Below are 25,527 nucleotides of genomic sequence, written 5' to 3' on the forward strand. Positions count from 1 at the left end.
CGCAAGGGAGAGGTTCAAAAAAAAGCGCCATCAGGCGCTTTTTTTATTTCTAGAAATTTACCGTTTCACGACGATGGAATCGATCCCGCTATTCTGCAAGGTTTGCTGTGCGATAATTGCAGCTTCTGCAGAATCATAAGGGCCTGAAACCACGCGATACCAGACTTTGCCATTTTCTACACTGCGTACCACATCGGCAGATAAACCATTGAGAATAATTTCGGCGCGGCGGGCATCGGCCTGATCTGGGTCATCAAAGCTGCGGACTTGCAGAATATAACTGGCCGGAGCGGCAACAGGCGCTTCACTGGCTTCTAAGCCAGGCTCAGTTGTGGTCGCCTCAGGTGGAGCTACTTCAGGTCGAGGCGCTTCTACAATTACTACCGTATCCTGATTTTTGTTTTCAGGGACGGCCTGTTCAGGAATAGGCGTCACTTGTTGCTGTGGTAACAGGTCATAAAAACGGTAATCTTTATTGGTATCTTCTTCTTGGACAGATTCAGCACTTGTTTGAGTTTTCGGTTTGACCGGTTCCCATGGCTTCCAGAGCATCAGTGCCATTAAAAAACTTAACACGATTAAAATGATCACGAGTGTGCCGAGCCAGGTTGGAATAAGTGGCTTTTTAGGCTTATTCGGTCTTTCAGATACACCGCGCTGCGTTTTTCCAAACACTTGGGATTTTCCTCTTATTAATCGGGACATATAGAAAAGGCATAACAGCAGTTATGCCCCTACTATCACTTCATCCTATGTGATCAGGATACAAAAGTCATCCTCTAGATCACAAATCACACAGAATTTTAATTTATCTGTATCTTCAAGCACATAGCTGAAGTTACAAAATGTCTGCTCAGCAGATAAACGGCAGTGTTTTGCTTACATGCTCGCTTCGAGCCTAGCTCTCGCCTTGCGAGCATGCAAAACAGTGTTTTGCTTACATGCTCTCAGGAGCTGACACACCTAAAAGTTCTAAACCGTTACGCAGTACCTGACGCACGTTCACTGATAACAATAAGCGTGCTTGGGTCAATTCAGCATCATCACCGAGTACTTTATTGTCGTTGTACCAGCCGTGGAACAAGGCTGCCAGCTCTTTCAGGTAATTACCGATTTGATGTGGTTCATAGCTGTTTGCAGCACGGACCAGAATTTCCGGATAGGCCGCTAGTTTGGCCAGGATTTCAGTTTCAGCATCAAGCTCCAGCTTAGCCGCCAAATTACGTGCTGCTGTAGCATCAAAGTTGACATTGGTAGACGCTGCTTTTTCTAACATACGACAGATACGGGCGTGTGCATACTGGATGTAATACACTGCATTGTCCTTGCTTTGTGACACAGCAAGATCCAGGTCAAAATCAATGTGCTGTTCAGACTTACGCATTACGTAGTAAAAACGTGCAGCATCATTGCCAACTTCTTTACGCAGATCACGCAAGGTCACAAACTGGCCTGAACGGGATGACATTTGTACCATCTCGCCGCCACGCCATAGGCTCACGAACTGAACCAGAAGAACCGTTAATTTTTTCGAGTCATAGCCCAGCGCATCAATGGCCGCTTTTACACGTGCGATATAACCGTGGTGATCTGAACCCCAGATATCGATGATATCGGTATAGCCACGTTGTAACTTGTTCAGGTGGTAAGCGATGTCAGACGCGAAGTAAGTGGTCTGACCATTACGACGTTTCACGACACGGTCTTTTTCATCACCGAATGCAGTGGATTTGAACCAGATGTTGCCATCCAGTTCATACAGGAAACCACGCTGATCTAAGGTCTGTAAGGCTTCTTCAATTTTGTCTGTCAATGATTCTTCGCTGAACCATTGATTGAAGGTTACACCAAATTCGCCTAGGTCATCTTTAATATCATCTAAGATAGCTTTAAGCGCGGCTTGCAAGAATACGCGGTAGCCTGTGCCAATTAACGCTTGTGAATTAAAGATCAAACCATCGATGTGTTTTTCTTTATCGCCAGACAATATGACTTTATTGCCATCTGCATCTAATTCAGCTGCAAACTGTACATCTTCAGGCACGTTTTTATACACGTCAGCCACAGGACGTACATAGGCGTCGCCATCCTGATCAATAATGCTTTGCGCGATTTCTTTAACGTAGTCGCCTTGGTAGGCATTTTTTGGGAACACCAGTTCCTGACCCGTTAATTCTAGGTAGCGCAGATAAGTCGAAGTCGCCAGAATGTCCATTTGACGGCCAGCATCATTGACATAGTATTCGCGATCGACTTTTGCACCGGTCGCTTCAAGCAAGTTCGCAACCGTCATGCCATACGCAGCACCACGACCATGACCTACGTGCAGGCTAGAGGTTGGGTTGGCAGACACGAATTCAACCTGAATACGTTTATCCGCATTGACCTGGGTACGACCATAAGTCGCCTGTTGTGCCTGGATTTGATCAAGGACTGCAAAGCGCTGGTCAGCATTCAGGAAGAAGTTAATAAAACCAGGACCGGCAATTTCTGCCTTGCTGATATCTGCCACTTCAGGCAGGGCAGCAAGAATTTTTTCCGCTAAATCACGTGGCTTCATACCCGCAGCTTTCGACGCGATCATGGCAATATTCGACGCAAAGTCACCATGGCTTCGGTCTTTGGTACGCGTCAAATTACTTGTATTGTTCCAGTCAGATGGGAGTACGCCTTGTGCCTGTAAAGTGTGCACTGCATGATCGAGAGCTGCTTGTATTGCCGTATTCATAATCAGTCGAAAATAGAGATCGCAGAAAAACAGCAAATATAGCAAATTTCAGGCTGTTTAGGTAAAAGCATTTCTCGGGAATAAAAAGTGGAGGATCACTTCGTCAGAAGTTTTTGACTAAAGAAAGGGAAAATCAACGGATTAATCCCGTGAAAATAAAACCAGTTTTTAGCTCAACATTTCAGATGAAAAAAACAATGCTTCACCGTACAGAATTTGGCTTATATTAGTCATCTGAAAACAGTAAAAAGAGCATGTCGTGGCTGCATCACAACGTCCGACCATTATCGGTCATATTCCTAAACTCCCTGCAAAATGGGCATTGATTATTGTGCCTTTTATCCTGTCCTGCCTGATGAGTGGCATCATTTCCATGATCAATATGCTGCGCAATCTTGGCTGGATTGATGGATTTATGGCACTCTGGTTTCATAACTGGATGATTTCTTGGGCGATTGCTTTTCCGATTGTGGTGACCTTATTGCCATTCGTACGCAAATTCACTGGGCTATTGGTCGATATGTCCGGACCTCAGCCACCCAAGTGATCATTTTTTAAATCTTAAATTTGATCTGGCTGGAGTCAATTCTTGGATATTTTAAAAGTCGGGATGTATGGGACGAATAGCGTCATCTTTAAATTAAATGCTCTACCGCCGCCCGGATAATCCCAAGTACCAGACCGATACAGGCACCGACCACGACTCCATTGACCCGGATCATATGCAGGTCGCCGCCGACTTCATTTTCAATCTTGTCGATCATCTCGCTTGAATCCCATTCGTGAATGCGCTCGCTGATAAAACGAATCACTTTTTCACTATACTGGTCACTCAGGTCAACCGCGATTCCGCTGAGACGTTTATTCAGCAGCTCACGTACCGAGGCATTCGAGATAATATTTTCTCCGACCTGCTGGATGGCAATTCTAAGATTTTCCGCAATCCCCGAATCCGGTTTTTGCAAGTCAGCCTTGATCGCATCACATAAAATCACCACCGCACCGCTGATAAAATTCAGCACTTGTGGGCTATCCAGTAAGGCATCTTTGGTTTCATTCAGACGCTGGCTGGCTTCACTGTCATTATCCGCCAGCTGTAACATCCAGCTATGTCCCATGCTCTCAATTTTAAGTCGCCATGGATGATCTGGATCGGCCAGCATGGCTTCAACGCGCCCGATCACGGAATCAATACTGCGTTGCTGCACGTCAATCCCGATCCAGCTGGCGCCTTTGGCCAGTTTCCACACGCCCATTTCCTTAAACAGGTTGCGGGTCAGCTCGCGGGTTTGTTCCGGATGCGAGGTCATCCAGGCATGCACCACATCCAGTCCTCGCTGTAGCACATCCTGATGGAAATCATTGTCCAGAACGGCATGCAGCATTTCACTGGCCAGAGTATTGATCTGGGTATTTTTGACCCATTGCACGCTGTTGCTCTGGATAAATCCGGCAATCTGTTCCTGTCCCACAAATTCAAAGATTTTAGGCACCGTCTGTTGAATGACCTGAGTCACTTGGGCATTGTTTTGTGGATTGGCCAGCCAGCGTCCTGCAGCCAGACTCAGGTCGGTACTGTCCAGACTGCGCTGTACAATTTGCGGAGAAAGAAAATTTTCCTGCACAAAACGGCCCATCGACTCTGCAATACGGGCCTTGTTACGTGGAATGATTTCGGTATGGTCACGTAAAAACTTGGGAATAGGCAATCTGCCAAAAGGGTTACGAAACAGTACGGTAATCGCATACCAATCCGCCAGACCACCGACCACACCCGCTTCTGCCGAGAGCATCAGAATATGAATGAGCCAGACATATTCGGGTAGCAGTTTGGCTGCAACCATCAATGCCAACCAGATCAGTACGGCGACCACCAGGGCGATGGTCGCGAAACGTTTACTGCGTTGTAAGCTCGGGGAGATACGCTCTGTCTGCATAGATCATCCTGTCAGGAGGGATTGGCCGGTTGCGGTTGCAGCACTGCACCGGATGGACTTAAACCATATTTAGCCCCAAGTGACTGTAAAATCAAGCGGGCATCAAAGGCATCTTGAGGCGCCTGATTGGCCTTGAAGCATTCAATGGTATAAGCCACCTGGGCAGGATCCAGAGTCACGGTATAAGGACGGTCATAGAATGGGTCTGGCCAGAATCCCGGATATCGGCGGTAATACCCGTAAGGATAAAAGCTTGGCGCCGGATAGACGATGGCTTGCCGTGGAGGTTGCTGGGTGCGGTTACTTGGATCATTCAGTACCCTGAAGAATTGAAAACCATTTTGTACGGTAGTCTGTGCGGCTTTGAGCAGGGTAATTTCTTCAGCTGTGCCAAAGCTCATATTGGGACGGGCCTGAAAGCTGATACGGTAAGTGTTGCTATTGAGGGGAGTGGTACTGTAGCGACCTAACTGATCAAATGTTAAGGGCTTTGAGGGTGTGGTTGCACAGCCAGTCAGGCTGATGGCAGCAATCATACTCAATCCCAGTAGCATGTTTTTCATGTTCGATCTCCTGATGCAATGATCCAGTTCAGACAGCCGGTCTTAAAAAATCTTAAAAACTGCTATCGGGCTGGGTCAGGAAAGTAAGTTCTTCATTGGTCGATTCACGACCCAGGATTTGGTTCCGATGCGGGTAACGTCCAAAGCGGTCAATAATGACTTTATGCTTTTTCTCGAATTCCAGATTGGTCGGATTGCCCAGACGCTGAAACAGTTTTAAGGCGAATTCATGAATCAGTTTGGATTCGCTGTGCATAAATGGCATATACAGAAAGGCACGCTGTTCCGGACTGAGCTGTTGATCTAGATTCAGGCTGATGGTTTCCTGAGCCAAGGCCAGTGCCAGACTGTCTTGGGCAAAAGCTTGGGGAGAATCACGGAATAAATTTCGTGAAAATTGATCTAGCACAATAATTTCGGCCAGCCGACCTTCTGCTGTTTTACGCCAGCCCCAAAGTTCAGCCCGGGCTGCCTGCTGATGGGTGCTCATGAACTGCTGCGCAATACTTTGGTCGAATTCATGACTTTGGCTAAACCATAAGGGCTGGCTGTCCGCATGAAACCAGAAGTCTAAAATATCTTGATAATTCATAATATTTACAATTCATTAGCATCTATTTGTTAATAAAATCACAAATTTTCCATGTCTTATAGAGGAAGTTTGTGTTAAAAATTTGCCAAATTAAAAATCAATAGTTTGCCTGAAAACTAGGCAGCCTGTCATGTGCCGGCACGAAATCACGTTATACTGATTAAACCGATGATTTTAATTTAATAATTTAGCCCCCTTAAGCGAGATTGTAATGAGTCAACCTGAATCGACTTCCCAAAATGTGTTACCGACCTGGGTCGAGTCGTCACTCATCAAAGGCATGCTGCGTGGTATCGAGCGTGAAAGCTTACGTATGCAAAGTGATGGTTTCCTGTCACAGGCAGCGCATCCTCGTGCCTTGGGTTCAGCCTTGACTCATCCACATATCACCACGGACTATTCTGAAGCATTGATGGAGTTTATTACTCCGCCACAAGACAGTATTAAAAAGGCGCTGGACTATCTCAGCGATATTCATGCAATTGTACATCGCCATCTGGAAAATGATGAAAAGCTCTGGCCTTTGTCGATGCCGTGTATGCTGGACAGCCGCGATGACAGTATTCCGCTGGCACAGTATGGCAGCTCGAATATCGGTTTATTTAAAACCTTGTATCGTCATGGTCTAGGTGTGCGTTATGGCCGCCGTATGCAGACGATTTCAGGTGTGCATTACAACCTGTCTTTCCCGGATCATCTGTTCGAGGCCTTGCAACAGCAGGAACAGGACGAGGCGCTGCAAGCATTGAGCTTGCAGGATTATCGCAGTCATCGCTATATGGGCCTGATCCGTAACTTTATTCGTCTGACCCCACTGGTGATGTTCCTGATCGGGGCCAGTCCGGCGGTCTGCCAGTGCTTTATGACTGGCCGTGATCATTTCTTGCTGCCATTGGTCAAAGGTACCTTGTATTCGCCTTATGCGACTGCACTGCGTATGGGACGTTTTGGCTATCAAAACTCTGCGCAGAAACAGCTCGGTATTCATTACAATAATTTGCAGGACTATCTGGACGGACTGCAAAAAGCCGTCAAAACGCCGTATAAACCGTTTAGTCGTCTGGGACTAGATGATGCCAATGGTCAGCCGATCCAGATCAATGATCATGTGCTACAAATCGAAAATGAATATTACAGTCTGGTGCGCCCGAAACAGGTGCCACTCGCGGGTGAAACCCCGTCGCAGGCACTGGAAAATCGTGGGATTGCCTATGTCGAGTTACGTGCCGTCGATGTCAATCCCTATAGCCCGATTGGGATTAATGAAGATACGGCCGGCTTCCTCGAAGTGGTAGCTTTGTACTGTTTATTGCAGGACAGTCCGGCGCTCCTCAGCGATGAACAGGATATCATTGAGCAGAATCAGGCCGAGGTCGTGAATCGTGGCCGTGCGCCAAATGCGGCAATTATGGAAAATGGTCAGTCTTATCCGATTGAAGACTGGTGTGCCATGCATTTACAACGTATGCATCCTCTGGCCAAGCTGTTAAATTCGGCCTATGACACCACCTTATATACTGATGCTCTAAAAACCATGATGATCCGGGTTGATGAAGTCGATGCCACCTTGTCTGCCCTAGTGGTCGGGGATACGCGTGAACAGGGCAGTATGTGGCATTTTGGCCAACATCTGGCCCAGCAACACAGCAGTGTCTATGAAGCGCATCAGCTCAGTCCGGAAACACTGGCTTATTTTGAAGAAATGTCACAAAAGTCATTGCAGCAACAACAGCAACTCGAGCAAGATAGCAGCGTCAGTTTTGCTGATTATTTAGCCCAATATCGATAAAAAAATAAGAGGATTCACCATGCAATGGGGTTATCGCTTCGTGAGTGGTATGTTGTTTCTGGCTGCTGTCATCGGCATGGCATTTGCCTTATATCTTGAGCATGTACAAGGTCTGGCGCCTTGTCCGCTCTGTGTGTTTCAGCGTGTTGGATTAATCGGACTCGGGATCATCTCACTGATCGCATTCCTGCATAATCCTGCATCCAATCTCATGAAGCGGCTATATGCCTTGCTGGGTTCGCTCAGTATTTTGTGGGCTGTGGGCGTGGCTGCACGTCATGTCTGGCTACAGAACCTGCCACCGGATCAGGTGCCGAGCTGTGGTCCCGGTCTGGAATACTGGCTGGAAACCCTGCCGATGCAGTCTGTACTGCAACAGGTCTTAAATGGTTCAGGGGAATGTGCCGCGATTGACTGGACCTTCTTGGGTCAATCCTTGCCTGTCTGGTCTTTGATCTTTTTCAGTATTTTATTGCTGATTAGCCTGTGGCAACTACTGCGTAAATATAAAAAGGCACCGGTTAAACGACTCAGAGATAAATATTAATTCCGTATTTAATAAAAAAGCCCTCAATCGAGGGCTTTTTTATTTGCTTCAGTTTAGGTCAGGGCTATGCCTTCCAGACTGTCCAGATCCATCACATATTCATGAATCTGATCAAAGGCTTCATCTTCTACACTTGGATAGAACCAGCGCGCCACCTGCTCGGCCACTAGCGGATGATACTGAATTTCAAAATGGTTCAGGCCGTAAAAAATCGCCTTGTTTGCATCGGGGACTTTGAGCTGGAAACGCGGATTGGGATGCTCGCCCAAAGCACTTTTAATACTGACCAGATAATCACCAATTACATGTAAGGTCTTGTTTTTTCGGTTTTCAAACTCGATGGTACCGGCGACCAGATAGGTATCGATATGCGAGGGAATTGGGGCAGGTTTACGGTGATCATCCATAAAGCCGATCCGTAGCGGATTATGCTCCCAGTCATCATCCCGGACGCTGCCATGGCGTAAATCCAGAATACCGTTACTGCGAATATTGACCAGATGGCCAAGCAACCGGATCAGTGGAAAATGTCCGAGTTTGTCCTGCAAGCTAAAACCAAAACGTTCCAGTACCGCACCATGATGCGGTGAACCCATACAGACCAGATTCTCCACCATGTTGACCCAGCTATACACATTCTGCTTGCCATAGAACAGTGCGCTGCGTGACACCAGTCCACCCATGCTATGGCCGATCAGGTCAATACTGGTAATTCTAGGATTGCGAACAACCAGATCCTGTAAGGTATTCGCCAGACTGCGACCATTGGCAGAAATCCGGCGTCCAGTATTGTAATTCAGGTAGAGCATGGTATTGCGGTCGCGCTGCGCCAGTAATTTTGCCCCAATGCCTTCATATTTGCGATTTGACCAGTCGAGATGGTTCATGCATAAGCCATGTACAAACAAAGTAATACGACCGCTTAGCTCACCTTTTTGCAGCGAGCCATAATGGTCATAGATCACCATCGGCAGGGCTAGAGGGTTTTGATATTTCAGCAGATAATCCCCGATAATGCCATTTAAGACACTGACCAGAAAATGCAAGGAAGGTGTCAGCGGTTTATTATGCAGTTTAGGAAAGCGTTCAATAATCTGGCGCAAAGCAGGGGCAATCAGGGTATTGCCGTAATGAAATAGCATGTCATAAGACATTTGATAGAGCCGCACAATCGACGGAATATTCTGAATTTTTTCAGAATTATTTTCACTTAAACCGAAAATACTCATTAAAATTTCGCGTTGAATACTCTTGATCAGCTCCTGGATCACATCGTTAAAGCGCATCGTCACCAGCTGCGCCAGACCTTCCAGTACATCGGCCTGACTCGGCGGGGTCCGATCCCATCGACAATAGGTTTCATGTAACGGTGTCAAACTTGGCATCTGATCCTGTCCTTTCAATGAGCCGCATGTGGTGCCATCTTTCTTTTTAAAGAACTTCGCGGTATAAATTCTTTTTCTTGTTGAGTTTCCTGATTTTGAGGGCCTCAGCTTAAAATAACGAGAATGAGAGAAGATTTTGAGCTTTTTTGTCAGACAATTTAAGCAATTAACTGGTCTTATAACGTAGTGTACTTCACATTATTTAAATTAAATTTTGATGATTGATGGGTTTTTTGTTGGTAGTTCATGAATATCATTTATTTGCATGGTTTTAAGAGTAATTCGAACTCGATCAAGGGGAAATTGCTGCAACATTACTGTGCAAAGTATCCTGAAATTCAGGTACATTTACCCGATTTAAACATGTCACCGAAGGCTGCCATTGCGTATGTTTCTGGCCTGATTGAATCGATGCATGATGTGGCGTTACTGGGCAGCAGTCTCGGCGGATTTTATGCGACACATCTGGTCGCACAGCATGCTGTGCCTGCTGTACTGATCAATCCGGCAATGCGACCATGGCAACTGTTTCGTGAACTGTTTGACGAGCAACTGCCTTATCAAGTCCATCCGAACTGGTGTCTGGATGAGGCAGATCTGTTACAACTGCAGCAATTGGCCCTGCCTGTTGCACAAGATGCAGACAAAATACTGGTTCTGCTGCAACAAGGCGATGAAGTTTTGGATTATCGTGAAGCACATCGTTATTATAGTGCTGCGCATCCCCCTGCAATGCTGATGACTGAAGCGCATGGCAGTCACGGGATGGATGATTTTGCGGAAAAAATTCCGTTCGTCTTACAGTTTTTATTGGACTGCATAAAAAAGGAAACCGAATAACGTGTCTCAATATACGGCTCAATCTCTTGAAGTTTTATCTGGTTTGGATCCGGTCCGTCGTCGTCCGGGCATGTATACCGATACTTCTCGTCCCAACCATTTGGCACAGGAAGTGATTGATAATGCTGTCGATGAGGCACTGGCAGGGCATGCCAACAAGATTACCGTCACGGTCTATAAAGATGGTTCTTTATCAGTCGAAGACAATGGCCGTGGTATGCCGGTGGATATTCACCCTGAATATGGCCAGAGCGGTATTGAAATTATCATGACCAAACTGCATGCCGGCGGTAAGTTCAGCACCGATAATTACCAGTTTTCCGGTGGTTTGCATGGCGTCGGGATTTCAGTGGTCAATGCGCTTTCGACCCGTGTAGAGGTCGAAGTTCAGCGTCAGGGTAACCTGTACAGAATGGCCTTTGAAAATGGCGAACCGGTTGCACCGCTTGAAGTGCTGGCAGGTAAGGCACCGAAACGGGTATCAGGAACTACGGTACAATTCTGGCCTGAAGCCAAATATTTTGATTCGCCTAAATTTGCCCTCAAAGCGTTAAAACATAATCTCAAAGCCAAAGCTGTTTTGGCGGCGGGTTTACAGATCAATTATGTTGATCAGATCAATGATGAAAAAATCACCTGGCAATTTGAAAATGGTCTAGTCGACTATTTAATGGATGAGTTGGAAGACCGTGAAATTATTCCGGCACCAGCTTTTGTCGCCACAGGTGACGCAGAGCGCGCCAGCGCAGAATTTGCGATTTGCTGGAATGTTGAAGGTGGTGAAAGCGTCCAGGAATCTTATGTCAACCTGATTCCAACCGCACAAGGTGGAACCCATGTGAATGGTCTGCGTTCAGGTGTCACCGATGCGATGCGCGAGTTCTGTGAACTGCGTAATTTGCTGCCGCGGAATATGAAACTCTCTGCCGAAGATGTCTGGGACGGCGTCAACTATATCCTGTCGCTGAAATTTCAGGAGCCGCAGTTCTCGGGTCAGACTAAAGAACGTCTGTCGAGCCGTGAAGCAGCAGGGATTGTGCAGAATATTGCCAAAGATGCCTTTGCATTATGGTTGAACCAGAATTCTGACATCGCCATGCAACTGGCAGAAATGGCCATTTCCAAAGCCGGTCGCCGTCTCAAAGCAGCGAAAAAAGTAGAACGTAAGAAAATTGTCGCGGGTCCAACCTTGCCGGGGAAACTGTCGGACTGTGTAGGCCATGATCTGGATCAGTCAGAACTGTTTATTGTGGAAGGGGATTCTGCGGGTGGTTCGGCCAAGCAGGCGCGTGATAAGAACTTCCAGGCGATTATGCCAATTCGTGGAAAAATCCTGAATACTTGGGAAGTCTCTTCTGACGAAGTTCTAGCATCGCAGGAAGTACACAATATTGCGATTGCCATTGGCGTTGATCCGGGTTCGGATGACTTGTCTGAACTGCGTTATGGCAAGGTCTGTATCCTGGCGGATGCCGACTCGGATGGTTTGCATATCGCGACTTTGCTGTGTGCCTTGTTTGTGAAGCATTTCCCGACTCTGGTAGAAGAGGGGCATTTGTATGTCGCAATGCCACCATTATTCCGTATTGATGACAACAAAGATGTGCACTACGCTTTGGATGAAGATGAGCTGAATAGCATCCTGAAAAAATGCAAAACCAAGAATCCGCAAATTACCCGATTCAAGGGGCTGGGCGAGATGAATGCCAGCCAGTTACGTGAAACCACACTTGATCCAAACACGCGCCGTCTGGTGCAACTGGATCTGGATGATGCTCATCATACTGCAGGTTTATTGGATAAACTTTTGGCGAAAAAACGTGCCAGTGACCGTAAAGACTGGTTAGAACAAAAAGGTAATCTGGCAGATTTGGTGGTTTAAACTATCGAATTTAAGCAATAAAAAATCCCGCAAGCGCGGGATTTTTTTGTTTTAAAACAGTGCAAAAATTACTCAAGATGCTGCACTTTATTTGTACATCATCTTCTATCTCACTTCTGCTATGTTTTCATTGCTCTTTGCGCGACCTACTTAGAGTTAAGCTCGGATACAGCATTTAAATACAGGTTTAATTCTTTTTAGTATTACTAAATTCATGATTCATAATATAAATGATGAAATCTGTTAAATTAAAAATTTTTATTTTTTGAAGCCTTGGCACAGAAATTGAATCACTCCATCCAGATGTACAACAAGACAAGCATGAAAAATGCACCATTATAAAGTTTGGAGAAAAATCTGATGTTCCAACGCAATTTATTTTCAAAAAGTATTTTAGCCGCAACCATGGCAGGGGCTGTTGCATTAACGGGGTGTTCAAAATCTGCTGAAAAAGCAGAAGCCCCGGGCGCAGAAAGCAAAGTCGCAGACAGCGGCGACACGATTAAAGTCGGGATCCTGCATTCATTGTCAGGCACGATGGCAATTTCTGAGACCTCACTGAAAGATACGGCCTTAATGGCGATTAAGGAAATCAATGATAATGGTGGGGTACTGGGTAAAAAACTGGAACCTGTGGTGGTCGATCCAGCATCTGACTGGCCACTGTTTGCAGAGCAAGCACGTCAGCTGATTACCCAAGACAAAGTCGCGGTAATTTTCGGTGCATGGACGTCGGTGTCACGTAAATCTGTCTTACCAGTGGTTGAAGAGCTGAATGGCTTATTGTTCTATCCCGTACAGTACGAAGGCCAGGAACAATCCAAAAATATTTTTTATACCGGTGCTGCGCCTAACCAGCAAGCCATTCCAGCCGTGGAATACTTGATGAGTGAAGAGGGCGGTAAAGCGGAGCGTTTTGTTCTGCTCGGTACAGACTATGTTTACCCACGTACCACCAACCAGATTTTACGTGCTTTTTTAAAGTCTAAAGGCGTGGCTGATGCGGACATCATGGAAGAGTACACGCCATTTGGTCATAGCAACTATCAAACCATTGTCGGCAATGTGAAAAAATTCGCAGCTGGTAAAAAGACTGCGGTGATCTCGACCATCAATGGCGACTCGAATGTGCCGTTCTATCGTGAATTGGGTAATCAGGGCATTAAAGCCTCTGATATTCCCGTCATGGCGTTCTCGGTGGGTGAAGAAGAACTGCGTGGTATTGACACCAAGCCATTGGTCGGTCATTTGGCGTCATGGAACTATTTCATGTCAGTGAAGAATCCGGTCAATACAGAATTTACCAACAAAATGAAGCAGTATGCAGTGGAATTCAAACTGCCGAATGCAGACAAGCTCGTGACCAATGACCCAATGGAAGCAACTTATGTCGGGATTAACATGTGGAAGCAAGCCGTTGAAAAAGCAGGTTCTACAGAGGTCGATAAAGTCCGTGAAGCGATGGCAGGTCAGGAATTCAAAGCCCCATCCGGCTATACCTTAAAAATGGATGCGACGAATCACCACTTACACAAGCCAGTCATGATTGGTCAGATTCGTGGCGATGGACAGTTTGATGTGGTCTATAAAACGCCACAAGCCATCCAGGCACAGCCTTGGAGCCCGTACATTCCGAAATAACAGCTATCTTTTGCCTGCCACAGCCGTGGCAGGTGTCCTCTGATTTTTTTCTTACTCTCCACGGAAAATTTCCAATGGAATAGGGGTGAATATAATGAATATTCGCGTGAATATCGCCGCTATTTTTCTGGTATTTGTACAGGTTATTTGTGTGCAACTGGTATCAGCAGAACAATCCTCAAATAGCACTGCATTGACTGCAGCAATACAACAAGATGCAATCCAGCAATTTGTGCAAGGTGATTTTGCCCAGCGCCGTGCTTTACTGAAGCAATGGCCGGGCAGTATCGAACAGCTAGATCAGCTTGCAGAATATGTTGAAAACGACCAGCTTTATAGCGATTCTCAAGGACAAACCTATATTTTAGAAGCCGATGATCAGTTGCTCAGTTATCCAAGTTTAGATGCTGTTGCAGATTGGCCAAGCGACCTTGCACAAGTCACTTTGGTGAATACCTTGCGTAAAGCATTGACCTTTGGTTTGGCACAAAGCAAGTTGAAGTCGGATGATGCCTCTGAGCGTTTAGAAGCGATTGATATTTATGAAAGCAATCTTGCGGAACTTGATATAGCACATATCAATGCGCTGTATTTAAAAGAACAAAACAATAAAGTCAAAGCCCGTTTGGCACAACTGAAAGCGCGTCTGGATTATGAAAACTCAGATGTGCTCGTCAAAATTCAAGCCGCAAAAATTTTACAAGATTCTAATCGTCCTGATGTCTTGGCGATGATCGACAATGAGTTGTCACAGCCGAATATCCATTCTGAGCTGAAAGCGGCTTTGCTTGAAGCGAAAAACAGTATTAAAACCCGTATTCAAGCCAGTGAATGGACAGGACATTTATTTTCAGGTTTAAGTACCGCCAGTATTTTGTTGCTTGCTGCACTCGGTTTAGCCATTACTTATGGTTTGCTCGGTGTCATCAATATGGCGCATGGTGAGCTCATTATGATTGGCGCCTATACTACTTATGTGGTGCAAAGTCTGTTTAAAAGCTATTTGGGTAGCTATGTCGAGTGGTACTTAATCGCCGCTATTCCTGCGGCATTCTTGGTGAGTGGACTGATCGGTATGTTGATTGAACGTACCGTGATTCGTCCATTATACGGTCGTCAACTTGAAACCTTGCTTGCAACCTTTGGGGTCAGCCTGATTCTGATGCAATTGGTACGCATGACTTTTGGTGCGCAAAATGTCGAAGTTTCTAACATTTCCTGGCTGTCAGGCGGGATCTCGATTACTCCAAGCTTGATGCTGCCCTATAACCGTATTGCGATTATTGTCTTTACTATTGCAGTGCTTTTGTTGTTGGTTTACCTACTGAATAAAACCCGTTTTGGCTTGTTTGTACGTGCGGTGACGCAAAACCGTCAAATGGCGCGAGCAGTCGGTATTCGTTCAAGCCGTATCGACATGATGGCCTTTGGTTTAGGTTCAGGTCTTGCAGGACTAGCCGGATGTGCTTTGGCACAAGTCGGTAACGTCGGGCCGGATTTAGGGCAAAACTATATTATTGATGCCTTCTTGGTTGTAGTAGTCGGTGGTGTAGGTCAGGTGTGGGGTGCAGTCCTTGCAGCGCTTGGTCTGGGTATTAGCGGTACAGCCTTGGAAATTGGCATTGGTGCGGTACTGGCAAAAATTATTCTCTTGGTGCTTGTGATTTTGTTTATTCAGAAACGTCCACAAGGTTTGTTTGCCATCAAAGGCCGTTTTGTGGAGTAAGCACATGAAGATCACACAATTATTATCCGACAAACCGCATAGTGGCATTGCGATTGCCGTGTGCTTTGCCATTTTATTGGCATTGCCATGGTTACACCTGTTACCTGCCGATTCAACCCTGCATTTATCTGCGTATTGGGTCACCCTGATTGGCAAAATCATGTGCTTGGCCTTGGTCGCTTTGGCACTCGATTTGGTGTGGGGTTATGCCGGCATTTTAAGTTTGGGGCATGGTTTGTACTTTGCCCTTGGCGGTTATGCCTTTGGCATGTACCTGATGCGCCAGTCTGCAGGGGATGGTATTCCTGACTTTATGCGCTTCCTGAGTTGGACGGAAGTGCCATGGTTTTGGGTGGGGACTGAATACTTCCTTTGGTCACTTGCCCTTGTGGTGTTAGTACCGGGCATCATTGCCTTTATTTTTGGTTTCTTTGCCTTCCGCTCGAAAATTAAAGGCGTGTATTTCTCGATTATTACCCAAGCCATGACTTTTGCCGCTGCATTACTGTTCTTCCGTAATGAGACCGGCTTTGGTGGCAACAATGGCTTTACCGGTTTTAAAACTATTTTAGGTATGGATATTACTTCCGCATCGATGCGGGCAAGCCTGTGCTTTATCACGGCGTTGGTGTTGTTGCTGTGCTTTATCGGGTTACGTCATTTGATGAATAAACCTTATGGCCGTGTGTTGGGGGCGATTCGTGACAGCGAAAATCGTCTGCAATATTTGGGCTATCGCACGCTTTGGTACAAGCTCTCTGCTTGGGTGCTTTCTGCGGTTATTGCAGGGATTGCAGGCGCGCTGTATGTGCCGCAAGCAGGCATTATTAATCCAAGTGAAATGAACCCGGTGAACTCGATTGAAATGGCAGTTTGGGTGGCAGCGGGTGGACGTGGCACACTGATTGGCCCACTAATTGGTGCAGGCATCATTAACGGGGTAAAAACCTATTTTACTTCGGCTTATCCTGAAGCATGGCTGTTGATTTTGGGTGCGTTATTTATTGTGGTGACCATCTTTCTGCCAAAAGGCATTATTGGTCTGTTTGACCGTTTTAAAAAGGAGCGTAGCGAATGAGCGAGATCCTACAACCGCATGGTGGTCATGCTTCTGAAGGCTATGGTCGCCCAAAAGAACAAGGCGCGGACTTTACCCATGGCATTGCATTGTATCTGGAAAAAGTCAGTGTCTGGTTTGATGCCTTTCGTGCCCTAAATGATTTATCGCTGTATATCGAAGAAGGGGAATTACGCTGCATCATTGGACCGAACGGGGCGGGGAAAACCACCCTCATGGATGTGATTACCGGTAAAACGCGACCAACCGAAGGCACAGCATTTTTTGGGCAAAACTACGATTTAGCCAAAATGAGCACTGAACAAATTGCCGAAGCAGGCATTGGGCGTAAGTTCCAAAAACCGACCGTGTTTGAAAATTTCACCGTCATGGAAAATCTGTTACTTGCTGCACCCAAAGACAAACGGGTGAAAAAGAGTTTCTTTAGCAAACTCGATCCCGATGCACAAAATGCTTTGGATGAATCATTGACGCAGATTCGTCTGCAAGAGTTCATTAATAAACCTGCTGGCTTGCTGTCACATGGTCAAAAGCAATGGTTAGAAATCGGCATGTTGCTGATGCAACGTCCAAAACTGATTTTGCTTGATGAACCTGTAGCAGGCATGACCGATGCCGAAACCGAACGCACGGCGGAGCTGTGTTTAGAACTCAAGAAAAATCACACCCTCGTTGTGGTCGAGCATGACATGAGCTTCATTGACACCATTAGTGAAAAAGTCACGGTACTGGCGCAAGGGGCAATTTTGGCAGAAGGCACATTGGCAGAAGTACAAGCCAATGAAGATGTCATTGAAAAGTATTTAGGGCGTTAAGGAGCTTGCGATGTTAGAAGTCAAAGACGTCAATCAATTTTATGGTGGCAGTCATATTTTACGTGATGTGTCGTTGACTGCACCTGTGGGTGAATGTTCGGTGGTGCTTGGACGCAATGGGGTGGGGAAAACCACGCTCCTTAAATGTCTGATGGGTATTTTACCGATTAAATCCGGACAGATTTTGCTGGATGGTAAAGACATATCCAAGCTCGGTCCTGAACAGCGTGTACGTGAAGGTTTGGCTTATGTGCCACAAGGTCGAGATATTTTTTCAACGCTGACGGTGGAGGAAAACATTCTCATTGGTATGGCGAAATTTAAAGGAGCAAAGACACGCAAAGTGCCTGAGCATTTGTATGAAATTTTCCCTGTCTTGGAGGAAATGAAGCACCGCCGTGGAGGAGATTTGTCCGGTGGGCAGCAGCAGCAGCTTGCCATTGCACGTGCACTTGCTTCTGAACCGCATGTGCTGATTTTGGATGAACCGACTGAAGGCATTCAACCATCCATTATTAAAGACATTGGCCGGGTCATTCGTAAACTGGCGGATGGTGGTGAGATGGCGATTGTGCTGGTTGAGCAGTTTTATGACTTTGCTGAAGAACTTGCCGATGGTTATACCGTGATGGCACGTGGGCAGGTTGTGGCGCAAGGTGTGGGCAGTGAAATGCCGGAGAAGGGAATTCGGGAGTTGGTGGCGATTTAATGCTTTTAGCTCCTTCTCTTATGGGAGAAGGCGGGGGATGAGGGCTTATCTTTATTTACCTCTCCCTAACCCTCTCCTAGAAGGAGAGGGAAAAAGCCCCCCTGAGCAAGATATAAGCACTGCTTTATATCGAAGCGTAAGAAAGGGAGGTTTGGAGGGATTAGATTTTAAATCTCCTCTTACGAAGCAGAGCTTCTCATCTCTTAAAGAGAGAGGGGAATTTTCTTTTTGGAATAATGGAGGGATTAGATTTCTGTATTTTCATCCCAAAGGAAGTACATACCAAATTTTCCAGTTCTAAATTCACCGCCTATCGCTTTGCCCGTATCAGCCATATTTCCCCTATAATATTTTGAATATTATGTTTGTTATAGGGTAATAAGATATCGCTGAATCAGCAATCACTCAACCTTTAAATACATGCCATCCGCCGAGACATTATGGCCAAAACCGCAAGACATTGGATTGTTGCTATTCACTACAATCTGTTGTCCAATTTGAGCGTTAAACTGAAATTTCAAATCAATTTTGCAATTTTCTACGCTGTAATTGGCCTGAGCTTTATTCAGCGACATACGGGTTAAAAATTCTCCCATATTTGGTCCATAAATCAGACTGCGTAAACCCATATAGAGTCCATTAAACTCAATCTGGTAGGCATTAGAAGCTGGTTTAACTTCCATCGTATTCCACTGACCAAAACCTGCATAGCGGACATATTTTCCTGCAAAATTCTTCGGTTTTTCTGGTGCAGGTAACTGTTTTAGATTGAACTGGCTGGCTTTAGTATTCGGAAAAACGGAAAACCAGGCGCGTGCCCATTGCGGCTTTCCAAGCTTGGCATAACTTAAGCCAACATTATTAAATGCCGTGGTGATATCACGCTCAGAAAAAGCTGTAACGCCGTCTTCTACATTCATCGCACAAAAAGATGACCAAGCGGCTTGTTGCTCAAATTGCGCTATAGCCTTTTGATATTGTTTTTGGTCGTAGAATTTCTTGCCATTATTTGCATAGCTTTGCACTTTGCTACAGCCTGAACGGAGCTCTTTTTCAAAATATGAATCAGCAAAAGTGAGCATACTTAAACTTAAAAGACCAATAGACAATAGAGATTTATACATGGTGTTATTCAGTATGATTTTTAGCTGAATAAAACATAGCCGCTCGTATAAGTAAATAGAACTTGTGCTTATTAAACTGGATAACAACCAAATATCGTGATGGCCAAGTATTAAAAAGCTGAAGAGTAGTGTCCAGAAAGCAGTTCTGAAATAGTTTTAAACTAAGAATGAATCAAGCTTGATCCAGATTGAGTTGTAAGAGTACCAAATCACGCCATTGCCCAAACTTCTGTCCGACTTGCGGCATATAGGCAGTTTGAACGAAGCCCAGTTTTTCATGCAGACGAATCGATGAGTTGTTTTCAGAATCAATCGCCGCGACCATGATATGCAGTTTCTGTACTTGAGCCTGTTCAATTAAATATTGCAATAATTTAGAACCCAAACCTTGCCCTGCATAATCTGGATTTAAAAAGATGGAATGTTCTACCGTCTGTTGAAAGCCCTGAATACTACGAAACTGATCATAACAGGCATAGCCAGCAACGACTTGATTTTGAGTATCTTCAACCACAAAAACCGGGAAATTCTGATTTTTAAGCTGTTTAAACCAGATTTTGAAATAGTTCAAATCAAAGGCTGTTCTGTTCCAGGTCGCAGTACCATAGAGTACTTCCTGATTATAAATCTTGAGGATGGTTTCAAGATCATGTTCGGTCGCAGGTCGAATATCAAAATCAGGCATATTCTTGTTCTAGTAGAGGTGAGCTGAAATCACAGTTTAAAAAAAGCAGAACCGGAGTTCTGCTTTCGATCATACATCAATTAGAAATGATATTTCACAAGTGCGCTGACATTGTTTTCATCTTGATTTTTAAGACCAAACTTATTGTTCCACACTGAATGTTCAACACCGAGGTATAAACGGGTATCTGGAGAAATGTGTTTGCCCGCATTCCATTTCCACTGTGTAGTCCAGTTTAACTCGCTTGCTTGAGCGTCTTTTTCAGCAGTTGACCAATCAAGGAAGCCATCTACAAGAAAATCTTCAGCACCCAGTTTAAATGGCACACCATAGGTAAGCGTCATTTGATAATCGTCTTTATTGCCAAACACTTTTTCATTGTTTGCACGATAAAGATTTAAGCTTGCATATTGAAAGTATGGGATATCAAGGTCAAAGCCCACGCCATATAGGAAGTTATCAGCATTATCTGAACCTTCCCACGTTGTTGAAATAAGCACATCTTTCACTGGACCAAAGGCAAGTTTTTGGCCTGTAACTTCGCTTAAGCTTAAACGTGGTGATAACTCAAAGTACGTACTTTTAACATCATCGCCACCGCGCAGACGATCCATAAAGAAGAATACATCTGCATATTTAACTTTTGCAGCATATTCAATAGTTAAAGTAGTTTGCTGATCGTCTACAACTTCATAGTTTTCACCATAAAGACCTGTAACGCTAAAGTCCTGCCAAACTGGTTTTGCTTGAGCAAATGCTGCAGTTGAAGCCAATGCACAAAGTGCCGCAAGTTGTGTAAATTTCATTTAAATCTATCCCCCCGAGAAAGCAGAATAAGCATACAGATTAATAAGTAAAAATAAAGTTAAAAGTGATCGCTGACTTAAATATATTTCAGCCCCCATGAGTTGAATGAAGACGATCATCTTCCTCAATTTTCATTGCCTTTCGCTGATGATTTTCTAAAGCATTATTTTTTAAATAAAGTTGAATATGTAGTGCCTTAAAAGGCTGAATGTATAACTAAAAATATAAAATCACTTCAATTCACGATGATTAACTTAGAAAATCAGTAAAAATAGGGGGAGATACAGATTGTTTAGTAATTAATTTGGGCCTGAGGCTGAACAGCTTTGTTCTGTTTGTGTACTGAAGCTACTTTTAAAATCTCAAATAACCCTCGTTTTATAAGCCTATTCTCGGCATCGTAAAATAAGAGGGATCGGTCTTATATTTCATTAAAAAAATTATTTTGCAGGTTGTTATTTTAAAATGACGAAGGAGTATTTTCCTGGTTCTGCACAAGCAACTAAACAATGATAAAGCATATTATCTCTTCAGGACTGTAAGGCTGACTAGACGCTGATCTTATAAGAAAAATTATTAGATAAAAGTGAGCTAATTTCCATAAAAAAATACTTTTAATTTCTCTTTTTTTAGGTTTTCTGGTCGAGTGTTATTTAAGCGATTTATCGGTCTGGCTTAAAAAACATTTCAAACTAAATTGTGTGAAGAGTTGCGCAATTGCTGTTTGAAAAATCCTCCTTTTTTGACCTGAGTAAGCAGTTGTCACAATGGATTATTCTTTTGCTAAAAAATCAAAATATCACTTGCATATTTCCCAGATACAGCCGATATTCAAGATATAAGGACACGATTCTGCAGACTCAAAAATGTGTTCATCATTCAAAATGGAGGGTGTGATTCCAATCATTTGAAGAAGTGAAATGCGATGCGAAACAGCAAGCTACAAATGTGCCAAGATAAAAAATTTTGCACTCAAAAGTTACAAAGATTGAGGATGGTAATATATGAATATTGAACTTCGTACCGATAACCACATTCAGAATAGTGATCGTTTAATTACTTATGTACGGGAAGAATTAAATCAAGAATTCCAGCGCCACAGCGAACGTATTACCCATTTTTCAGTCCATCTCAGTGATGAAAATGGCGCCAAAGGCGGCGATGACGATATTCGTTGTATGATTGAAGCGCGTCCTGCAGGCTTGAAACCTGTCGTAGTCAATCATCGTGGCCATAATGTCGATACTGCGATCCATGGTGCAATTGACCGACTAAAACGTAGTCTGGAACATGTGATCGAGAAAAAAGACAATGTTCGTCCTGGTGCTCTCGAACTAGCAGACACAGATACTGCGGATATCGGAGACTAAGCCGAACCGATTTGAAAAAGCCCTGCGGGGCTTTTTTCGTATTAAACAAAAATATAGTTATGAGAAGCACAACAAATCCTGCTTTATTCGGCATAATAGTCGAAAACGAATCAAAGTGAGCTCCATCATGTTAACTGCGCAACAACAACTTTTTGTGCAAGCACTCGAAGAATTAAATCTGGACCAGGTCAAACAGCTGCTGGCAGATGGACTCAACCCGAATTTTATTGATCATGACAAAGGCCCGGTGATTTCGGTCTGGTCAGATGGCCTGTTTAAATGGTGGGAAGAAGTGTGTGAGCTGTATGAAGCCGGAACACCACTTTCAGAAGAGGAGAAACAGGCACGTTTGGCGGTACATTTACAAATTCTGGAAGAACTGATCCAGGCCAAAGTGAATCTGCATTTGTGGGATGCAGAAGAAATTTATGGTCCACTCTGGGATGCCGCAAGTGCCGCATGCGCGCCAGCTGTACAGCGTTTACTGGATGAAAAAGTTGATCCAAATAGCAAAGATGAAGATGGCATGACTATTTTATCTTCAATTAGTGATCTATTCTTTGATTGTGATTTTGATGAAATCAACTGGTCAGAAGCCTTGGATGAAGAAAAACAGACGCTAGAACTGCTTCGCAAGCATGGCGCAAAAATGACCAAAGAACTCAGTTAAATTTTAATAAAGAGCTCCAACATGACAACATTAAAAACCTTGGGTTTGATTGCACTGGCCGGTTGTAGTGCACAGCTTTTCGCAGCAGATTTTGAATTTGATCGACCAGGTGAGGGTCTCAGTACTGGAATTACTCCAGTCGGAAATGTCGCTTGGGAGCAAGGCTTGCCTACAGCGCGTTATAGCAAGTCGGGCGATCAGACCGCGACCACACTCAGTGCAGATATGTTGTTACGTACCGGACTCAGTGATGATCTGGAATTGCGTTTAGGTTGGGCTGGCCCGACCTGGACCCAAGTGAAATCCAATGGCCAGACCGAAGAAGATGATGGTCTGGGCGATGTTAGTATTGGTCTGAAAAAGGCCATTGATTTGGATGATGACAAACTCAGTATGGCTTTGCTGGCCGAAGCCATCATTGCAACAGGCAATGCCGGTTTCACCAATGAAGAAGATATTTACAGCCTAGGTTCTGTCGTGTCGTATCAATATAATGACTTGGTCAGTACCGCATTGACCATGCGTTATGAATGGCAGGACAGCAACTGGGCAGTGTCTGCGATTCCTTCTCTAGGCTACCGCATTACTGATCGCTGGTCAGGTTATTCTGAACTGATTTACCGTAAAGCTGAAAGTGTCGATAATCAATACGCGCTCGGTACCGGGGTTATGTATGCCTTAAACGACCGTGTCCAATTGGATGCGAATGTCGGTGTAGATCTGGATGGTGCAGATCGAAGTTACTTCTCAGGCTTAGGTTTCTCTGTGCTGTTCTAAGTTATTCAACTCACAGATGATGAAATACTCGCAGTTCCCGACCTGGGGGAAAATGCTTGCCCCGGTTATTTTGGGAAGCACCTTGTTCAGCAGTCCTGCTCAGGCGGAAACGGCATTGTTGTCTGCCGAGCAGGCTTTTCCTGTGAGCGTGATCTCCACCAGTCAGCAGCAGGCTGAACTGAGCTGGCAGATTCCGGACAACTATTATCTGTATCAGCATAAAATTGAAGTTTGGCAGGGCAACCAGCCGGTATCGTTTGAGTTGCCACCCGCTGAAGATTTGTATGATGATAACTATGGACATACCCAGGTTTATTATCAGCAGTTAAAGTTTCAGATCTCGACTCAAGCGGGGCAATCCTATCAGGTCAGTTGGCAAGGCTGTGCCAAAGACCGGATCTGTTATCCGCCACAAACCATTCAGTTCAAGACCGATTTGTCCGGTCTGGTGCAATTCGAAGCTGCCGGATCAGGAGCAAAGCGTTTACTTGATCTGAATACTTCATCACTGCAACACAATACCCTGTTTAATACAGTGGATTCCTCAGAACCTACAGCAGATGAAATCTCTGCATCAGCCAACACACAAACTGAACCTTATGCAGCACAAGACCAGAAATGGTCAGCCCAGTTGCTTGAGCGCTCTTTGGGCTATGGGCTTTTACTGTTCTTCGGCTTGGGAATTTTACTGGCTTTCACCCCGTGTTCCTTGCCGATGCTGCCAATTCTGACCTCGTTGATCGTACGTGACAGTAAAGGTCTGAAAGCCTGGATGATTGCACTGACTTTTGTCAGCAGTATGGCCGCTGTCTATGCAGTACTTGGCCTAATTGCGTCTTCAGCTGGTCTGAACTTCCAGCGCTGGTTGCAGCAACCGGGAACCCTGATCGCATTTAGCATCCTGTTTGTCCTGTTTGCGCTGAATCTGTTTGGCCTGTTTGAAATCAAATTGCCGCAACGTCTGGTTCATCGTCTGGATCGGGCACAGGCCATGCAGCAGGGAGGTAGTCTGGTCAGTGCCGGCGTTATGGGCATGATTTCGGCGCTTTTGGTGGGACCATGCATGACCGCACCGCTGGCAGGTGCATTATTGTTTATTTCCCAGACGCAAAGTCAGTGGCAGGGGGCTTTACTGCTGTTTACCCTGGGTTTTGGAATGGGGACGCCTTTATTACTGGCCAGTATTCTGGGTGCACGGATTCTGCCTAAAGCCGGGCACTGGATGAATCAGATCAAAGTGCTCTTTGCCTTTATCATGCTGGCACTGGCGCTGTATTTTATTCGCCCACTCATTTCAGAAGCGGCTTTACAATGGTTATCCTTAGCTTTGGGTATGACCTTCGTGGCTTATGTGCTGTTCCGGATTTTCTGGCATCGTACCGGTTTGAGATGGCTATATATCCTGTGTCTAGTACTGGCCGTGCCTTATATTGCTTATAGTCAATATCAGCACAGTCAGCGTTTTTTTGTGGAGCAGGCGAGCACAGAAGCCAACTGGCATGTAGCACGTAGTGCAGCAGAATTTCAGCAGATTTTGGACAGGGCACCACAAGGGCAAAAGATCATTATTGATGTCTATGCCGACTGGTGTATCGCCTGTCAGCCGATTGAACATCGTATTTTAAAATCTGCAGCGGTGCAGCAGGCGCTGGCGCCATATTTCCTGATCAAGCTGGATTTAAGCCAATATAATGCCTCTCATCAAGCGCTGTTAAACCAATGGGAAATTCTCGGGCCGCCAACGTATTTATTCTTGAATGCGCAGCAGCAGGAAATTCGTGGCTTGCGTTTGACCGGTGCCTTTAGCGAGGCAGAATTGCTGGCACAACTGCAAGCGCTGGCTCAAAGTGAAAATCCATAAT

The 25,527-nt window shown here is 45.1% G+C and carries 23 protein-coding genes; 14 read left to right on the plus strand and 9 right to left on the minus strand.

The window, feature by feature from the left end; genetic code table 11:
- Window positions 1-57 precede the first annotated feature (57 nt).
- Both MWG72_RS03695 and argS read right to left on the minus strand, forming a co-directional pair.
- Window positions 58-675 carry an SPOR domain-containing protein gene (locus MWG72_RS03695; RefSeq protein ID WP_004281265.1) on the minus strand — a complete coding sequence of 206 codons (618 nt, stop codon included), beginning with the start codon at window positions 673-675 and terminating at the stop codon, window positions 58-60.
- A 262-nt stretch (window positions 676-937) separates the two neighbouring features.
- Window positions 938-2,728, minus strand: coding sequence for an arginine--tRNA ligase (gene argS / locus MWG72_RS03700; protein ID WP_005094951.1), 1,791 nt, complete (start codon window positions 2,726-2,728; stop codon window positions 938-940).
- Between the two features lie 259 nt (window positions 2,729-2,987).
- On the opposite strand from argS, the gene MWG72_RS03705 reads away from it, so the two are divergent.
- The gene (locus MWG72_RS03705; RefSeq protein ID WP_004647201.1) at window positions 2,988-3,275 is read left to right on the plus strand and encodes a DUF2798 domain-containing protein; all 288 of its coding nucleotides are present in this window, start codon (window positions 2,988-2,990) and stop codon (window positions 3,273-3,275) included.
- An 88-nt stretch (window positions 3,276-3,363) separates the two neighbouring features.
- Here MWG72_RS03705 and MWG72_RS03710 read toward each other — a convergent pair whose 3' ends face one another.
- From MWG72_RS03710 to MWG72_RS03720, 3 genes are read right to left on the minus strand one after another with little or no spacing between them, the layout of a single operon-like run.
- Window positions 3,364-4,665 carry a DUF445 domain-containing protein gene (locus tag MWG72_RS03710; RefSeq protein ID WP_168730599.1) on the minus strand — a complete coding sequence of 434 codons (1,302 nt, stop codon included), beginning with the start codon at window positions 4,663-4,665 and terminating at the stop codon, window positions 3,364-3,366.
- Window positions 4,666-4,676: 11 nt separating this feature from the next.
- A complete protein-coding gene (locus tag MWG72_RS03715; protein ID WP_004647203.1) occupies window positions 4,677-5,228 on the minus strand; it encodes a CC0125/CC1285 family lipoprotein in 552 nt (183 codons plus the stop codon).
- A gap of 52 nt (window positions 5,229-5,280) precedes the next feature.
- On the minus strand, window positions 5,281-5,820 hold the full coding sequence (locus tag MWG72_RS03720) for a DUF924 family protein (RefSeq protein WP_213686577.1): 540 nt from the start codon (window positions 5,818-5,820) through the stop codon (window positions 5,281-5,283).
- A gap of 211 nt (window positions 5,821-6,031) precedes the next feature.
- On the opposite strand from MWG72_RS03720, the gene gshA reads away from it, so the two are divergent.
- Window positions 6,032-7,609 carry a glutamate--cysteine ligase gene (gene gshA, locus MWG72_RS03725; protein WP_247143251.1) on the plus strand — a complete coding sequence of 526 codons (1,578 nt, stop codon included), beginning with the start codon at window positions 6,032-6,034 and terminating at the stop codon, window positions 7,607-7,609.
- Between the two features lie 19 nt (window positions 7,610-7,628).
- Window positions 7,629-8,156: a disulfide bond formation protein B gene (locus MWG72_RS03730; RefSeq protein WP_247143252.1), complete on the plus strand. Its 528-nt coding sequence runs from the start codon at window positions 7,629-7,631 to the stop codon at window positions 8,154-8,156.
- Between the two features lie 53 nt (window positions 8,157-8,209).
- Here MWG72_RS03730 and MWG72_RS03735 read toward each other — a convergent pair whose 3' ends face one another.
- The gene (locus MWG72_RS03735) at window positions 8,210-9,541 is read right to left on the minus strand and encodes a GPI inositol-deacylase (protein WP_247143253.1); all 1,332 of its coding nucleotides are present in this window, start codon (window positions 9,539-9,541) and stop codon (window positions 8,210-8,212) included.
- A 246-nt stretch (window positions 9,542-9,787) separates the two neighbouring features.
- Between MWG72_RS03735 and MWG72_RS03740 the strand changes: the two genes are divergently transcribed.
- The 7 genes from MWG72_RS03740 to urtE all read left to right on the plus strand — a co-directional run bounded on the left by MWG72_RS03740 (window position 9,788) and on the right by urtE (window position 18,232).
- Complete coding sequence (locus MWG72_RS03740; protein WP_247143254.1) at window positions 9,788-10,381, plus strand: YqiA/YcfP family alpha/beta fold hydrolase; 594 nt, start codon at window positions 9,788-9,790, stop codon at window positions 10,379-10,381.
- A gap of 1 nt (window position 10,382) precedes the next feature.
- Entirely contained in the window at window positions 10,383-12,263 is a 1,881-nt protein-coding gene (parE, locus tag MWG72_RS03745) for a DNA topoisomerase IV subunit B (protein WP_247143255.1), read from the plus strand.
- A 360-nt stretch (window positions 12,264-12,623) separates the two neighbouring features.
- A complete protein-coding gene (gene urtA, locus MWG72_RS03750; protein WP_004729110.1) occupies window positions 12,624-13,904 on the plus strand; it encodes an urea ABC transporter substrate-binding protein in 1,281 nt (426 codons plus the stop codon).
- Between the two features lie 94 nt (window positions 13,905-13,998).
- Complete coding sequence (urtB, locus tag MWG72_RS03755; RefSeq protein WP_247143256.1) at window positions 13,999-15,630, plus strand: urea ABC transporter permease subunit UrtB; 1,632 nt, start codon at window positions 13,999-14,001, stop codon at window positions 15,628-15,630.
- 4 nt (window positions 15,631-15,634) lie between these two features.
- A complete protein-coding gene (gene urtC / locus MWG72_RS03760) occupies window positions 15,635-16,708 on the plus strand; it encodes an urea ABC transporter permease subunit UrtC (RefSeq protein ID WP_247143257.1) in 1,074 nt (357 codons plus the stop codon).
- Entirely contained in the window at window positions 16,705-17,523 is an 819-nt protein-coding gene (gene urtD, locus MWG72_RS03765; RefSeq protein WP_005250261.1) for an urea ABC transporter ATP-binding protein UrtD, read from the plus strand. Before urtC ends, urtD begins: the two co-directional genes overlap by 4 nt.
- A gap of 10 nt (window positions 17,524-17,533) precedes the next feature.
- Window positions 17,534-18,232, plus strand: a complete 699-nt coding sequence (gene urtE, locus MWG72_RS03770; RefSeq protein ID WP_247143258.1) for an urea ABC transporter ATP-binding subunit UrtE — start codon at window positions 17,534-17,536, stop codon at window positions 18,230-18,232.
- Window positions 18,233-18,633: 401 nt separating this feature from the next.
- On the opposite strand, the gene MWG72_RS03775 is transcribed toward urtE, so the two are convergent.
- The 3 genes from MWG72_RS03775 to MWG72_RS03785 all read right to left on the minus strand — a co-directional run bounded on the left by MWG72_RS03775 (window position 18,634) and on the right by MWG72_RS03785 (window position 20,847).
- Entirely contained in the window at window positions 18,634-19,356 is a 723-nt protein-coding gene (locus MWG72_RS03775) for a hypothetical protein (RefSeq protein ID WP_247143259.1), read from the minus strand.
- A 172-nt stretch (window positions 19,357-19,528) separates the two neighbouring features.
- Window positions 19,529-20,041 carry a GNAT family N-acetyltransferase gene (locus MWG72_RS03780; RefSeq protein WP_243474489.1) on the minus strand — a complete coding sequence of 171 codons (513 nt, stop codon included), beginning with the start codon at window positions 20,039-20,041 and terminating at the stop codon, window positions 19,529-19,531.
- 80 nt (window positions 20,042-20,121) lie between these two features.
- Entirely contained in the window at window positions 20,122-20,847 is a 726-nt protein-coding gene (locus MWG72_RS03785) for an outer membrane protein OmpK (RefSeq protein WP_247143260.1), read from the minus strand.
- Window positions 20,848-21,852: 1,005 nt separating this feature from the next.
- On the opposite strand from MWG72_RS03785, the gene MWG72_RS03790 reads away from it, so the two are divergent.
- The 4 genes from MWG72_RS03790 (at window position 21,853) to dsbD (ending at window position 25,526) form a co-directional block, all read left to right on the plus strand.
- Window positions 21,853-22,218 carry an HPF/RaiA family ribosome-associated protein gene (locus MWG72_RS03790; RefSeq protein ID WP_247143261.1) on the plus strand — a complete coding sequence of 122 codons (366 nt, stop codon included), beginning with the start codon at window positions 21,853-21,855 and terminating at the stop codon, window positions 22,216-22,218.
- A gap of 127 nt (window positions 22,219-22,345) precedes the next feature.
- The gene (locus MWG72_RS03795; RefSeq protein ID WP_004647221.1) at window positions 22,346-22,888 is read left to right on the plus strand and encodes a hypothetical protein; all 543 of its coding nucleotides are present in this window, start codon (window positions 22,346-22,348) and stop codon (window positions 22,886-22,888) included.
- Between the two features lie 21 nt (window positions 22,889-22,909).
- Window positions 22,910-23,665, plus strand: coding sequence for a transporter (locus MWG72_RS03800; RefSeq protein WP_004281287.1), 756 nt, complete (start codon window positions 22,910-22,912; stop codon window positions 23,663-23,665).
- 19 nt (window positions 23,666-23,684) lie between these two features.
- Window positions 23,685-25,526 (plus strand): protein-disulfide reductase DsbD, encoded by a 1,842-nt coding sequence (dsbD, locus tag MWG72_RS03805; RefSeq protein WP_247143309.1) that lies wholly within the window; start codon window positions 23,685-23,687, stop codon window positions 25,524-25,526.
- The last annotated feature ends 1 nt before the right edge of the window (window position 25,527 follow it).

The organism is Acinetobacter lwoffii (assembly GCF_022967985.1).
Lineage (GTDB): Bacteria > Pseudomonadota > Gammaproteobacteria > Pseudomonadales > Moraxellaceae > Acinetobacter.